Raw genomic sequence first — 14,356 nt, 5'->3', positions numbered from 1 at the left:
ACATAAATAAAATTTAAATTTAGTCTTTAAAAAGCAATTGATACCCGCTCCTACGCTTGGTTCGGGTATCAAAACAGCGTTCAATAAGGAACAGTCGCAATGACAACAAGCTCACTAAGCAATAAGTTAGAATTTTCGTCGATAACAAGTCAAAAATTACAAGGTTGGTTTAAATCACTTTGTAAATTATTAGTATTACCGTGCATAGGCATCATGATATTTCTATTTTTCTGGAGTGTTGCCGCTAAAAACATTCACACTTCATTAGGTGATTTCCCTGGGCCTAATGCGGTTTACCAACAGTTTCATTCATTGTATGACGAGCACACAGCAGAAAGAGCAAAAGCAGATAAATTTTATCTACGTCAAGAAGTTCGTAATGATGCGAGATTAGCTGCAGACCCAGCTTACGAAGCAAAGATTAGAAACTACACCGGTAAAGAAACATTTATAGATCAAATCATCACTAGCTTAATCACTGTCACCAGTGGATTTTTATTAGCCGCAATCATTGCTATTCCATTAGGTATCGCGATGGGGTTAAGTAAAAACCTCAACTCAGCTGTGAATCCGATTATTCAAATATTCAAGCCCGTATCTCCTCTAGCATGGCTACCACTAGTTACCATGGTGGTAAGTGCACTCTATGTTTCAGACGATCCTTTAGTGTCTAAATCATTTGTTAATTCATTATTAACAGTAACACTTTGTAGCTTATGGCCGATGGTTATCAATACTTCAATTGGTGTTTCATCGTTAGATCAAGACTTAAAAAATGTCAGTCGCGTTTTACGCCTACCACTATTCACTCATATTAAGAAAATTGTATTACCAGCATCAGTACCAATGATATTTACCGGTATGCGTTTATCTTTTGGTGTGGCGTGGATGGTATTAATAGCCGCAGAAATGTTGGCACAAAATCCAGGCCTTGGTAAATTTGTATGGGATGAGTTTCAAAATGGTAGCTCTGATTCTTTAGCACGCATCATGGCGGCAGTTATTGTAATTGGTTTTATCGGATTCGTACTTGATAGAGGCATGTTACAACTTCAACGCATGGCATCTTGGGATAAATCAGCGACAACGGTTTAAATATAACAATTTAGCAGTACGAAACTCACTTAACAGTAAACAGTAAAAATAGCGCTAACGACAGTCGCTTAGCGTTATTTAGTAAGCAGTTAATTTAATAGAACAACTAACAAAAATGCGATTAAATCACTACAGCAAACAATGATTTTAAAGCGATTAAGGAACAAACATGGATACTTTACTTGATATAAGCCATATAGATATGGCTTTCCCAACACCTGAAGGTGGTTTCACAGCGCTTAAAGACGTTGATTTAAAAATAAAAAAAGGTGAATTTGTTTCACTGATCGGGCATTCGGGCTGTGGTAAATCAACCGTATTAAACGTCGTTGCTGGCTTATACCAAGCAACCAAAGGCGGCGTTATTTTAAGTGGTAGAGAAGTCACTGAACCCGGCCCTGAACGTGCCGTTGTTTTTCAGAATCACTCATTATTACCTTGGTTAACCGCGTATCAAAATGTAGAGCTTGCTGTTGAACAAGTTTTTGGCAAAACAATGAGCAAACCAGCAAAGAAAGAATGGATTGAACATAATTTAAAACTCGTACATATGGACCATGCTATGTATAAGCGTCCTAATGAAATATCTGGCGGTATGAAACAACGTGTCGGCATTGCCCGTGCGTTAGCAATGCAACCAGAGGTTTTATTAATGGATGAACCTTTTGGTGCTTTGGATGCATTAACAAGAGCACATATGCAAGATTCATTAATGGAAATTCAAAATGAATTGAACAATACTGTCATTATGATCACGCATGATGTAGATGAAGCCGTATTGTTATCAGACCGTATAGTCATGATGACCAATGGTCCAAGTGCAACGGTCGGTGAGATTCTTCATGTAGATTTAGAGCGCCCTCGCGATCGATTAAGCTTATCAAAAGATGCACATTATAATCGTTTACGATCTGAGGTATTGACTTTCTTATATGAAAAACAACGTAAAGTTGAAACCATTAAAAATAAAACTATTTCGACAGGTACCACTGCAAAAACGGCTTAGCTTTTATGATAATAATAGAGCAGACAATAAACCGGCTAATAAATTGGGGGGTTAAATCCCCCCGATTAATCAAGTAACAAGTACAGAGGTTAAAAAGACTGAATTTACATATAGTCATTAATTACAGTCTTGAATTCAAGTCTCAAGGTATAAGTGCAGTCAATAACTATTAATGACTATCGAACGTAGAATGCTATCGAGATAAAGTGACTAATTGATCCCATCAATACAAAAAGATGCCAAATCCCATGTGCATGCTTCATGTTAGTCAAATCATCTAATACATAAAATATAATACCAACAGTATAAGTGATTCCACCAATAGTTAACCAACTGATACCCGCACCCGGTATAGCGATTTGTAATGCAGAATACTTAAAAACACATATCCAGCCCATTGCCAAATAGATAACGATTTGTAACCACTCTATTCGTTTAACCACTAACACATCAATCAATAAACCTATCACAGCAAGTCCCCACACTAAGGCAAGCATTAACATGCCTCCGTTACCTTGTAATGTCAGTAACATATAAGGCGTATAGGTCCCAGCAATCAAGAGATAAATTGAAACATGGTCTAACTGTTGAAAAATTCTTTTAAGTTTAGGTGGATGGAAACTATGATATAAAGTCGACATCGTATAAAGCATGATCAAGGTAGTTCCAAACACAATAAAACTAACGATAATTCGCCAATTATATTCTTGAAAAGCAATCGTTAATAATGCGCCAAAGCCAATTAAAGCTAAGATGGCACCAATAAGATGGGTAATACTATTGAGTTTTTCGCCGTAATACATAAAAACCTTTCTATTAATGATAGGATATTAAGTTCATCAATAGTATGACTTAAATGGCGTATCTCACACTTAAAATAAATAATTACTAAGGAAAATATTATGTCAGAGAATACATTTTACCCTATTGGTACGCCAGGCACTCCTTGGTCTGATGATCAAAAAAAGCAATGGCATGATGCAGCTGTTAAATCTCGATCTTACGCGGATGAAGTGATAGCGAAACTTAAATCACTTTCATCCCATGGTTTTAACCTATTACAATACGGTACGCTAAGTATTGACACGAATAGTTACCCATTGTTCGCACTACAAAGTAGAAATTGGGATATAAATAAACCAGTAATATTAGTCACTGGCGGTGTCCACGGTTATGAAACAAGTGGTGTACAGGGTGCAATTCAGTTTTTACATACTTCAGCTCAAGATTACCTCTCTCAGTTTAACCTTGTTGTGTTACCTTGCATTAGTCCTTGGGGATATGAACATATAGCACGTTGGAATCCTTATGCAGTTGATCCTAACCGTTCATTTACTACCGATAGTCAAAGCCAAGAAGCCGTACACGCAATCAATTTCGTTAATGATTTAGAGGGAGAACTGCTTTTACACATCGATTTACATGAAACTACCGATACCGATGAAAGTGAATTTAGACCCGCATTAGCAGCCAGAGACGGCGAACAGTATATGGCAGATACTATTCCAGATGGTTTCTACTTAGTCGGCGACTCAGAGAATAAGTGCGTTGATTTCCAGAACACTATCATTAAAGCGGTTAAGCAAGTGACTCATATAGCGCCTGCTGATAACAATGGTAAAATCATTGGCTCTACAGCGGAATATGAAGGCGTTATATATTATCCAGTAAAAGCATTAGGCTTATGTGCGGGTATGACGGATGCTAAGTTCACAACAACGACGGAAGTTTATCCCGATAGTGACAGTGCAACACCTGAAGACTGCAATAATGCACAAGTTGCCGCGATTGAATCTGCCTTAGATTACCTAATACAAATCCATTTGCCTGAAATAGCTAAATAGCTAAGCGTTTAGCCACATGTTAGTTGCTTCTTTATAAAAGATAAAAACTAGATTAAAAGTTAAAGATGAAAGATTAAACAAAAGAAGCAACCTCAAGTGGTGTTAAATAACGCCACTTTCCTAATTCAACATCAAGTTTCACGTCTCCAATTTGCTCTCGATGCAATTTAATCACTCGATTACCAACAGCCGCAAACATACGCTTAACTTGATGGAATTTACCTTCAGTAATAGTTAATAACACTTCTTTTTCAGCTAGTTGAACAAGCGTTGCAGGTAAAGTTAACTTAGCTTCTCCTTGTAATTGAATACCTTGATTAAATTGTTCAATAAGATGCGCTTGTAAAGGCTTTGATAAACCCACTCGATATACTTTCTTACAATCGTTCGTCGGTAAAGTAATGTTAAATGTCCAACGGCCGTCGTCAGTAATTAAAATGAGGCCTGTCGTATCCGCATCTAAGCGCCCTGCTATATGCAACTCAGTAGTTTCGAGTATTTTGGGGGTGTCTATGTTCGGTATATCTATATCGGGTGTATCGATGACAGATTCATTCACATCACAGCTACCCACTTCAGTATTTAAATCAGTTAAAAGATTTAATACAGAAGGATAAACGTCATCGACATTAGAACAAATGGTATTAGCAGGTTTATTCATTAACAAATAACGAAATGGACCACAAACTAACAATTGACCGTCGAGTGTTACGTGATTATTTTCATGTACTTGAAAAGCTGCATCGTTAACAATCGCTTTATTAACCACCACTTGATTGTTAAGGAGCCTTTCAACGGCTTGCGCTTTAGTTAAGGCCGTACTCTTACAAATGAATTTATCTAGACGCATAATATAAAACGTACCTTGTAAACGGTGATTGTAGTGAATGCTAATGCTGCTATTAGTCATGTTGCCGTTAATAATATTGTTAGCATAGTCGTGGTGTGAATAACGATGTGTAACGGCACTCTACCAATAACGTGACAAACCATTCCCATTAACGACTTTAACTAACCATTTGAATCAACGAAACAAGTTAAACTGTTTACACAAATATTTTACCTTGAAGATATAAAACAGCAGAACCAGACACTAACACTCGATCGTTTTCTATTTCACAATAGAGAATGCCACCACGTTTTGAAGCTTGGTAAGCGGTTAACCTATTTTTATTCAGGCGCGTTGACCAGTACGGAGCTAACCCTGCATGGATAGAGCCAGTAACTGGGTCTTCATCTCCTCCGCTGGCAGGCCAAAAGTATCGAGATATAAAATCAGGATTTATACCTGCATCCTTACTTTTGCTAACATTACCTTCATTAATACTTAAATCAGAATCATCAACATTGCAACTTGATGTCACCACTAAGTCATACGGCGCTAACAACTTAAGCAACTCTGCGTTATATTCAACGTTTAATACGTCGTTTGCGGAGGCTAGAACAGCAAAATAAGCTTGTCTATTCTTCATTACTACTAACGGTTTTATAGATAAGCCATCAAGTAATGCTGGTGGAATATCTTTCACAACGTCAGGCAATTGATTAGGAAAACGCATTTGAATACGTCCATTATCTAACTGCTGAACCGATAAAGTCCCTACTTCCAACGTCACAAAATCAATGTCACCTTGAACATCAAACTGATTAAACAAGATAAATGAAGACGCTAACGTAGCATGCCCACAGAAATCAATTTCAGTTAACGGTGAGAACCAACGTATTTCGTAACGGTTAGGCGCCACTTTTTTAAAAAAAGCGGTTTCAGATAAGTTATTTTCAATGGCAATATTTTGCATTAATTCATCGGCTATCCATTCAGTCAAAGGCACAACAGCAGCAGAATTACCTTTAAATTGTTGTTCGGTGAATGTATCTACCACATATATTGCGAGTTCCATTATTTTTGCTCCGTTAACTTTACCAATATTGAATGGTTAGTATCAGGGGTGAGTGACAAAGATACAAGATAGAGTTGGGGTAATCTTATTTTAATATTTTCTAATGTCGTTTAATGTCATTGGCATAAAACCAAATTAACCTCATCATGAATAGTAAGCGTTCCTTTTTTATTTAAGCCTAAATTGTTGGAATATTTAATTCTTTTCAATTGAAACGCTTATTTTACAAAATCTCAGACCTTACAAATTAGTACTGCTTACAAATTCACACTGCTTAAAAACTCATACTTAAAAAGTTATACTTAAAAATTAACAATCAAAAAATAGCTGTATATAAATACAGCAAATGTTAAATATTAAAAAGAAATTATCATGAATACGTTAAAAATAAGGGGAAATGGTTGTTAATTGAGCAATACAAGCATATATGTCTGGTTTTTGGCTCAGTCTACGAATAATAATGTACTATTTATTTATACAGTTAAATTTATTATTAAGCATTATCATCATCAATAAGCATAAAAAAAGCAGGCAATAGCCTGCTCTATAAAATATTAACCTTCAATAGGGTTTTAAATAAAAGGTTTAGCCTCGGTAATAACTTTGCGCAACAAAAGGCATTTTTTCTACTGTCATTGCTAGCTTTTTGCCACGTACTTCAGCAAATATTTCAGTACCAATAGCAGTGAATCCCGTGTAGATATAACCCATTGCAACTGGCATACCTTTTGATGGACCAAATGTACCGCTCGTTACTACACCAATTTGATTATCGTTTGCATCAAATAATACTGCACCTTCACGAACAGGCGCTTTCGTTTTACCAATTAAACCAACACGCTTGCGTGAAATATTTTTAGTTTTAATCTGCTCTAGGATTAACTCACTACCAATAAAACCACCAGCACGTAAACCATCTTCACGGCGTACTTTGCTGATACCCCATAAAAGGCTCGCTTCAACAGGTGTGGTTGTTTCATCTAAGTCATGGCCGTATAAACATAAACCACACTCTAAACGTAAAGAATCACGTGCACCTAAACCAATCCATTCAACTTCATCGTTAGCTAATAGCTCACGCGCTAATTGCTCAGCTTGTTCAGCAGGTACTGATATTTCAAAACCATCTTCACCCGTATAACCAGAACGGCTGACGTAACATTCAACACCAACAAGATCTACTTTCTCGGCATCCATGAACACCATGTTGCTAACACTTGGGTTTAGCTTAGCTAACATGTCAACCGCTTTAGGTCCTTGAAGCGCTAACAAAGCACGATCTTCAATAATCTCTATTTCAACATCTGCTGGTAAGTTAGTTTTTAAATGTGCGATATCTTGTGTTTTACAAGCCGCATTAACCACCACAAATAAATGGTCGCCAAAATTAGTTACCATTAGATCGTCACTAATGCCACCTTGTTCGTTAGTGAAAAAGGCATAACGTTGTTTACCCGCTGGTAAATCAATAATATCTACAGGCACTAATTTTTCTAATGCTTTAGCTGCACCTTCGCCTTTTAAACGAAGTTGCCCCATGTGCGACACATCAAATAACCCTGCCGATTGGCGACAATGTAAATGTTCTTTTTTTACACCTAATGCATATTGAACTGGCATATCATAACCAGCGAAAGGCACCATTTTCGCGCCCATTTCAATGTGTAAAGCATGAAGAGGTGTAACTAATAATTGTTCTGACATCAGGTTGTACTCCAAAGGCTGTAAGGTTTAAACGTCTTCTAACGTTTAGTCATTAATAAGGTTTATATTATTTTTTTATAAAGTGTTAATGGTTAAAATGTTTGCTGCTAAAAACTTCATGTTAAGTAACTAACATGAAGTTACTTAACATGAAGCAACTAATTGCTAAGTAACTAATTGTTAAGTAACTAAATATGAACTAACTAAGCATGAACTAACTAATTAATTGTTAAGTAAATAAGCGTTAAACAACTAAGACGCCGTTACCCATATAATCGAGGCATCCTCTTCACTCACTGAAATAAGCATGTGTCCCATGTTCGCATCGTAATAAACAGAATCACCTTCGCTTAAATTCACTGGTTCATAATATTCTGAGAAAAAAGTAAGTTCACCGCTGAGCACTAACAAAAACTCTTCACCGTCATGACGTATCCAATCGGCATAAGCATCAAAATCACGTGCACGAATTAACGACTTAAACGGCATCATCTTTTTATTGGTGAGCTGAGTAGCTAATAATTCATGTTCATAAGTTGATGTAGGGTGAGCTTTGCCCTCCTCTTTACGCGTAATGTCACGACGACCTGTTGTATTCACTTGCTTAGGTGCTGCAAATAATTGCGGAATATTAATCTGCAGCCCATTAGTCAGTTTTTGCATTGCTTGAAACGTAGGAGATATTTGCTCGTTTTCTATTTTAGACAAAGTAGACCGCGCTAAACCAGTCTTCTGGCTTGCTTCTTCTAAGGTTAACCCTAACGAAGTACGTATCTCTTTTAAACGCTCACCTAGCTTAATGGGCGCAATCTTTTGTGTTTGCTGATCGGTAGAAATGGTCATTGATGGATAAATATCTTGGTGTTGCTGATCAGTCATTACTGCTCTCCTGTTAATGTTCTCTATATTAACCTGCAAAAATAAAAGCGCACCTTAAAATAACGATCTAGATCACATTCGAGAAATAAAGTTTCCTTTTGGAAACTTTTGCTTAATTTAACTAAAATTAGACCATATAATGCTCGCCAATTGTTATTGCTTTGTTATATATTGTAGATAAACGTGCATTAAGCCTATTATTTAAGCTTGTTAGTGAGATGTTAAACATTAATTTCTCAACTTAATTATGCAAGAAAACTAATTCCACTATTGGAAACAAGTTTATTTAACGGTATCTTAATGACTCATTAAATTTATTAAGTGAGTGTTATGCTTCATTGCACAACATTTATTCTAAACACCATTTACTAGCTAAGGATTTAACTATGGAAAGTGCATTAAAGTTCACAGAATCACATGAGTGGGTACTAGACAACGGCGACGGTACCATCACTATGGGCATTTCGAACCAAGCTCAAAAATTACTAGGTGATGTAGTATTTGTAGACTTACCAGACGTAGGTGATGAAGCAGAAGCAGGTGAAGCATTCTCGTTAGTAGAATCAGTTAAAGCAGCGTCAGATCTTTATGCACCAGTAACAGGTGAAATCATTGAGATTAATGAAGAGCTTGAAGGTAGCCCAGAGCTAATCAACGAATCACCATATTCTGCAGGTTGGATTGTTAAAATCAAACTAGCAGACGCTGGCGAGTTAGATAACTTGCTATCAAGCGAAGACTACCATGCAGCGAACGAGGAATAAGCATTTTGCTTTTCTCAACACATTGCATCAACAGTAAAAAGAACCATTAACTTTATTAAGGCGACTTCATTTGAATTCGCCTTTTTTTTATAAAGCATTTAATTACTCTTTGCTTCGTGCATGCTTAGTAATTGCTTATATAAAGAAGAAAACAACCTTTCTATAACTGCAACTGTTTAGGATTAATATGACTGCCAAAACATTACTCGATTTATTAAGTGACCAACAAGAATTTGCAACTCGCCACAATGGCCCCGACTCAGCTCAACAGCAAGTAATGTTAGAGACGATTGGTGCAACTAGTTTAGATCAACTGATTGACCAAACCGTACCTGCGGCAATTCGTCTACCAGAGAAAATGAACCTAGCAGAGCCACAAAGTGAATCGGCTATGTTGGCATCATTAAAAACCATTGCACAAAAAAATGTCGTTAATCGTAGTTTTATAGGTCAAGGTTATTACAACACCCTAACGCCTAACGTTATTCTACGTAACGTTTTAGAAAATCCAGGCTGGTACACGGCTTACACGCCTTACCAACCAGAAATTTCACAAGGTCGTTTAGAGTCATTATTAAACTACCAACAAGCAGTAATGGATCTAACTGCAATGGACTTAGCGAATGCTTCTTTATTAGATGAAGCAACAGCAGCCGCAGAATCAATGACATTATGTAAGCGCGCAAGTAAAAGCAAAAGTAACGCTTTCTTCGTCAGTAATGAACTACATCCACAAACTGTAGACGTTATCCGTACACGTGCTGAATACATTGGTTATGAAATAATTACTGGTTCAAGTGAAGAGCTAGATAACCACGACGTCTTTGGTGCCATCCTACAATACCCAAGCACAACCGGTAATGTCACAGACCTAACAGACGTGATTGCACAAGCGCATGCTAAAAAGACATTAGTGACCGTTGCATCAGACCTACTAGCATTAACCGTATTAAAAGCACCCGGCGAAATGGGCGCAGACGTAGTAATTGGTAGCGCACAACGTTTTGGTGTGCCAATGGGCTTTGGTGGTCCACATGCAGGCTTCATGGCAACACGTGATAAGTTTAAACGTACTATGCCAGGTCGTGTTATTGGCGTGTCAAAAGACAGTAAAGGCAAGCAAGCTTTACGTATGGCAATGCAAACGCGTGAGCAACATATTCGCCGTGAAAAAGCCACGTCAAACATTTGTACTGCTCAAGCATTACTCGCTAATATGGCTGCATTCTACGCGTTATACCACGGACCAGAAGGTCTATTGAAAATTGGTCGTCGTGTACATCATTACACAGCTATTTTAGCGGCGGGTTTACAGAGTGAAGACATTGAACTAGAAAATACAGCTTTCTTTGATACCATCACCATTAATACGAATGAACAGAGTAAAGCAATTTACCACCGTGCATTAGCTGAAGGCATGAACTTACGTAAGTTCCCATCATTAGATGCAACAACAGACAATGCACTCGTGCAATTGGGCATCAGTTTAGATGAAACAACCACTGCAAAAGATATTGAAGATCTATTACTAGCCATCACAGGTAAAGCACTTCAAGTTAGTGAATTCAGTGATACCATTGCAAAAGATGAATTCGCAGCCATTCCAGCAGCATGTCGTCGTACCAGCAAATACCTAACACACCCAGTATTTTCAGCGCATCACAGTGAAACACAAATGATGCGTTACATGAAAAAACTTGAAAACAAAGATTACTCATTAACACACGGTATGATCCCATTAGGCAGCTGTACCATGAAGTTAAACGCAGCCGCTGAAATGTTACCTGTGACTTGGCCTGAATTTGGTCAAATGCACCCGTTTGCACCAACAGAGCAAAGCTTTGGTTACCAAGAACTCGCTGAAAAGCTATCAACCATGTTATGTGAAATAACCGGTTACGACGGTATGTCTTTACAACCTAACTCAGGTGCCCAAGGTGAATACGCAGGGTTAATCGCGATTCAACGCTACCATCAACATAATGGTGATGCGCACCGTAATGTGTGTTTAATTCCAAGCTCAGCACACGGTACTAACCCAGCCTCTGCTGCCATGGTTTCAATGAAAGTTGTCGTTGTTGGCTGTGATGCTGAAGGTAATATCGACCATACGGATCTAAAAGCTAAAATCGAAAAACATCGTGAAAATCTATCTTGTATCATGATCACCTACCCGTCTACGCACGGCGTATACGAAGAATCGATTCAAGAAGTGTGTGAATGGGTACATGAAGCTGGTGGCCAAGTTTACCTAGATGGTGCAAACATGAATGCACAAGTAGGGTTAACCACACCGGGCTTTATCGGTTCTGATGTATCGCACCTTAACTTACACAAAACATTCTGTATTCCACATGGCGGCGGCGGCCCAGGTATGGGACCAATCGGTGTTAAAGCACATTTAATCCCGTTCCTACCAGGACACATCGAAGTCACTGAATCTGCAGACAACAAACATTACGCAGTATCAGCAGCCGAGTTAGGTTCAGCGTCAATTCTTCCTATTTCATACGCGTACATTGCAATGATGGGTGAGCAAGGGTTAACTGAAGCGACTAAACTGGCTATCTTAAATGCCAACTACGTAATGGAACGTTTACGCCCACACTACCCTATTTTATTCCGTGGTAAAGGTGGACGAGTAGCGCATGAATGTATTATCGATATCCGCCCTATTGAAGCTGCCTCTGGCATTTCAGGTGAAGATATTGCTAAACGTTTAATGGATTACGGTTTCCATGCTCCAACCATGTCATTCCCAGTGGCGGGCACACTTATGATTGAACCGACTGAATCTGAGAACTTAACTGAGTTAGATAGGTTCTGTGATGCAATGATTGCAATTCGTCATGAAGCAAGCAAAGTTGAATCAGGTGAATGGACGCTAGAAGATAACCCATTAGTAAATGCACCACATACGCAAGTTGACCTAATGGACGCTGAATGGACACACGCTTACTCTCGCGAACTAGCTTGTTTCCCAACTGAATTCAGCAAAGGCGCTAAATACTGGCCAACTGTAAACCGTGTCGATAATGTCTTTGGGGATCGTAACTTGATTTGTTCATGCCCGAGTATTGAAAGCTATATGGAAGATTAGAAATCTATTAGTTAACGATTTTTAGCATTAAACATCGTTAACTTAATACTTTCATTAATCAATATGCATATAAGAGAGCTACATGTTAATCATTGAATATGATGTAGCTCTCTAATGACTTACTAGCCGTTATTTTTAACCGTGCTTTCTAAATATTATTATCTAGACACTATTCTCAAACATAACTTTCTAAACATAATTATCTAAACATAACTGTCTAAATAACAGTTAAATATTGTTGATTGATTTCCAAATCAATTATTTCAAACAGTCATTCATTAACACGTTCAAAACGTCTATTCACCACTATTCATAACAAAAATATCTCTATAGCAACACAATTTAAATACATCTGAAGATACCTCTTAATCATCACATTTTGTTGAAATACCAAAAGGATTTAAAATGAAGGATATTGAATCAGCAGCACAAACCTACATCATCACTGCAGATTGCCCAAGTCGAACGGGTACCGTTGATGTGGTGACTCGCTTTTTATTTGAACAGCAATGTTACATTAACGAAATTCATTCTTTTGTAGACACCACGGAAAACAGATTTTTTATTCGTGTGGAATTTAGACTCGATTCAGATGCAATATTTAACCAAGATGACTTCACAGAGCAATTTGAGCAACGTGCGAGTCAGTTTGAAATGAAATGGCAACTAGCGCCAAGACCTTATAAATCAAAAGTCGTTATTATGGTGTCAAAACATGACCATTGTTTAAATGACCTTTTATATCGTTACCGTACGGGTGATCTTAATATCGAGATACCGGCGATCATTTCAAATCACCCTGATTTAGAAGAGTTAGCAAAATGGCATGGTATTCCTTATTACCATCTACCGATCACAAAAGAAACGAAACCAGAACAGGAAGCAGAAGTTTATAAAATAATTGAGGAGAGTAAATCTGATTTAGTCGTACTAGCACGTTACATGCAGGTACTTTCAAGTGACATGTCTAAAAAATTATCTGGCCGAGCAATTAATATTCACCATTCCTTATTACCGGGATTTAAAGGTGCAAAACCATATTATCAGGCATACGATCGCGGTATTAAGTTAGTTGGCGCGACGGCGCATTATGTCAGTGACGATTTAGATGAAGGTCCCATTATCACACAAAGCGTAGACACCGTTGATCACAGTTATTACCCAGAAGACCTAGCAGCCAAAGGACGCCATATAGAATGCTTAACCCTATCTCGTGCTGTGCGTTACCATATTGAAAATAGAATATTTCTTCATGGTAATAAAACCGTTGTGTTTGGTAAGTAAACAAGCGAATAGCTAATGCTAAAGCGTTAATTGAAAGAGTATTGCTAACGATGTTATCTAAGCTTTAGGACTAGATAACATCCGTTAAGCGAAATGAATAATGATTGAAGTAAAAAGCGCAGATTGGAAATTTATTATTTGCAGAGCCTGGTATATAGAGGGTAATATCATTGTTCTACTAATACCCGCTTGCATGTGTTTAGCAGCTTGCGTTTTATAAACACATTCAACTCAAGTTCACCACAATCGAATGAGTTACGATCATGAATTGACTTATTAATTCTTCAGACGTTTTAGAGCAACTCATTCAACGAGACTTTCTTTTGTAAATTCAGCGGCGGTTAATAATACGGTATTAGGATTATTTGCTTTATCACAAGCTTCGACAAACTGATCAAAAGCACTACCCTCCACAACCATCATTTCATGTTCAGCTTTTGCTTTTATGTTTTCATCCAATCTAATATCTAACTGTGCAATCGCCATCATTATCTCCTGTTTGTTGTACGGAACATTACCTGAATCGAGAACGTATAAGCCTAAAAAAACCAATAATAACTGTACGGAAATATGACGGACTTTTATTCATTTAGAAAACATATATAACATGTAAATGAATTCAGTAAAGGCATTAAATACTGGTCAACCGCAAACCGTATAGATAATGTATTTGGGGATCGTAACCTGATTTGTTCATGTCCGAATATTGAAAGCTATATTGAAGATTAGGTTTTAGTATTAAGTGTTAATTAAATTTGTGACAAGTTTTTTTAAAATTA

At 37.5% G+C, this 14,356-nt stretch carries 12 protein-coding genes; 6 read left to right on the top strand and 6 right to left on the bottom strand.

Translation table 11 applies throughout. The features are described from left to right. Nucleotides 1-99: 99 nt before the first annotated feature. Both V6255_RS06215 and V6255_RS06210 read left to right on the top strand, forming a co-directional pair. The gene (locus V6255_RS06215; protein ID WP_341627373.1) at nt 100-1,095 is read left to right on the top strand and encodes an ABC transporter permease; all 996 of its coding nucleotides are present in this window, start codon (nt 100-102) and stop codon (nt 1,093-1,095) included. A 169-nt stretch (nt 1,096-1,264) separates the two neighbouring features. Further along, a complete protein-coding gene (locus V6255_RS06210; protein ID WP_341627372.1) occupies nt 1,265-2,101 on the top strand; it encodes an ABC transporter ATP-binding protein in 837 nt (278 codons plus the stop codon). A 176-nt stretch (nt 2,102-2,277) separates the two neighbouring features. Here V6255_RS06210 and trhA read toward each other — a convergent pair whose 3' ends face one another. After that, entirely contained in the window at nt 2,278-2,904 is a 627-nt protein-coding gene (gene trhA / locus V6255_RS06205; protein ID WP_341627371.1) for a PAQR family membrane homeostasis protein TrhA, read from the bottom strand. A gap of 99 nt (nt 2,905-3,003) precedes the next feature. Between trhA and V6255_RS06200 the strand changes: the two genes are divergently transcribed. Continuing rightward, entirely contained in the window at nt 3,004-3,945 is a 942-nt protein-coding gene (locus V6255_RS06200; RefSeq protein ID WP_341627370.1) for a M14 family metallocarboxypeptidase, read from the top strand. 73 nt (nt 3,946-4,018) lie between these two features. On the opposite strand, the gene V6255_RS06195 is transcribed toward V6255_RS06200, so the two are convergent. The 4 genes from V6255_RS06195 to V6255_RS06180 all read right to left on the bottom strand — a co-directional run bounded on the left by V6255_RS06195 (nt 4,019) and on the right by V6255_RS06180 (nt 8,429). Next, nucleotides 4,019-4,795 carry a pseudouridine synthase gene (locus tag V6255_RS06195; protein ID WP_341627392.1) on the bottom strand — a complete coding sequence of 259 codons (777 nt, stop codon included), beginning with the start codon at nt 4,793-4,795 and terminating at the stop codon, nt 4,019-4,021. 196 nt (nt 4,796-4,991) lie between these two features. Beyond that, on the bottom strand, nt 4,992-5,846 hold the full coding sequence (locus V6255_RS06190) for a PhzF family phenazine biosynthesis protein (protein ID WP_341627369.1): 855 nt from the start codon (nt 5,844-5,846) through the stop codon (nt 4,992-4,994). Between the two features lie 585 nt (nt 5,847-6,431). Continuing rightward, on the bottom strand, nt 6,432-7,550 hold the full coding sequence (gene gcvT, locus V6255_RS06185) for a glycine cleavage system aminomethyltransferase GcvT (protein ID WP_341627368.1): 1,119 nt from the start codon (nt 7,548-7,550) through the stop codon (nt 6,432-6,434). Nucleotides 7,551-7,802: 252 nt separating this feature from the next. Continuing rightward, nucleotides 7,803-8,429 (bottom strand): XRE family transcriptional regulator, encoded by a 627-nt coding sequence (locus tag V6255_RS06180; RefSeq protein ID WP_341627367.1) that lies wholly within the window; start codon nt 8,427-8,429, stop codon nt 7,803-7,805. 386 nt (nt 8,430-8,815) lie between these two features. Here V6255_RS06180 and gcvH point away from each other — a divergent pair, with 386 nt between their 5' ends. From gcvH to purU, 3 genes are all read left to right on the top strand, one after another. Further along, entirely contained in the window at nt 8,816-9,193 is a 378-nt protein-coding gene (gcvH, locus tag V6255_RS06175; RefSeq protein WP_025563429.1) for a glycine cleavage system protein GcvH, read from the top strand. A 187-nt stretch (nt 9,194-9,380) separates the two neighbouring features. Beyond that, a complete protein-coding gene (gcvP, locus tag V6255_RS06170) occupies nt 9,381-12,293 on the top strand; it encodes an aminomethyl-transferring glycine dehydrogenase (RefSeq protein WP_341627366.1) in 2,913 nt (970 codons plus the stop codon). Nucleotides 12,294-12,698: 405 nt separating this feature from the next. Beyond that, entirely contained in the window at nt 12,699-13,577 is an 879-nt protein-coding gene (purU, locus tag V6255_RS06165; RefSeq protein WP_341627365.1) for a formyltetrahydrofolate deformylase, read from the top strand. 303 nt (nt 13,578-13,880) lie between these two features. Here the strand turns inward: purU and V6255_RS06160 are convergent, their stop codons facing one another. Next, nucleotides 13,881-14,063 (bottom strand): DUF1778 domain-containing protein, encoded by a 183-nt coding sequence (locus tag V6255_RS06160; RefSeq protein ID WP_341627364.1) that lies wholly within the window; start codon nt 14,061-14,063, stop codon nt 13,881-13,883. Nucleotides 14,064-14,356 lie beyond the last annotated feature (293 nt).

The sequence above is a fragment of the Psychromonas arctica genome (assembly GCF_038155225.1).
Classification (GTDB): domain Bacteria; phylum Pseudomonadota; class Gammaproteobacteria; order Enterobacterales; family Psychromonadaceae; genus Psychromonas; species Psychromonas arctica_B.
This window is presented reverse-complemented; position numbering and strand designations above follow the sequence as displayed.

Excerpts from the sequence above, each read along its gene's own strand:
- V6255_RS06210 (WP_341627372.1), top strand. The coding sequence starts at position 1,265 with ATGGATACTTTACTTGATATAAGCCATATAGATATGGCTTTCCCAACA.
- V6255_RS06215 (WP_341627373.1), top strand. The coding sequence starts at position 100 with ATGACAACAAGCTCACTAAGCAATAAGTTAGAATTTTCGTCGATAACA.
- V6255_RS06200 (WP_341627370.1), top strand. The coding sequence starts at position 3,004 with ATGTCAGAGAATACATTTTACCCTATTGGTACGCCAGGCACTCCTTGG.
- V6255_RS06195 (WP_341627392.1), bottom strand. The coding sequence starts at position 4,795 with ATGCGTCTAGATAAATTCATTTGTAAGAGTACGGCCTTAACTAAAGCG.
- trhA (WP_341627371.1), bottom strand. The coding sequence starts at position 2,904 with ATGTATTACGGCGAAAAACTCAATAGTATTACCCATCTTATTGGTGCC.
- gcvT (WP_341627368.1), bottom strand. The coding sequence starts at position 7,550 with ATGTCAGAACAATTATTAGTTACACCTCTTCATGCTTTACACATTGAA.
- V6255_RS06190 (WP_341627369.1), bottom strand. The coding sequence starts at position 5,846 with ATGGAACTCGCAATATATGTGGTAGATACATTCACCGAACAACAATTT.
- V6255_RS06180 (WP_341627367.1), bottom strand. The coding sequence starts at position 8,429 with ATGACTGATCAGCAACACCAAGATATTTATCCATCAATGACCATTTCT.
- purU (WP_341627365.1), top strand. The coding sequence starts at position 12,699 with ATGAAGGATATTGAATCAGCAGCACAAACCTACATCATCACTGCAGAT.
- gcvP (WP_341627366.1), top strand. The coding sequence starts at position 9,381 with ATGACTGCCAAAACATTACTCGATTTATTAAGTGACCAACAAGAATTT.
- gcvH (WP_025563429.1), top strand. The coding sequence starts at position 8,816 with ATGGAAAGTGCATTAAAGTTCACAGAATCACATGAGTGGGTACTAGAC.
- V6255_RS06160 (WP_341627364.1), bottom strand. The coding sequence starts at position 14,063 with ATGGCGATTGCACAGTTAGATATTAGATTGGATGAAAACATAAAAGCA.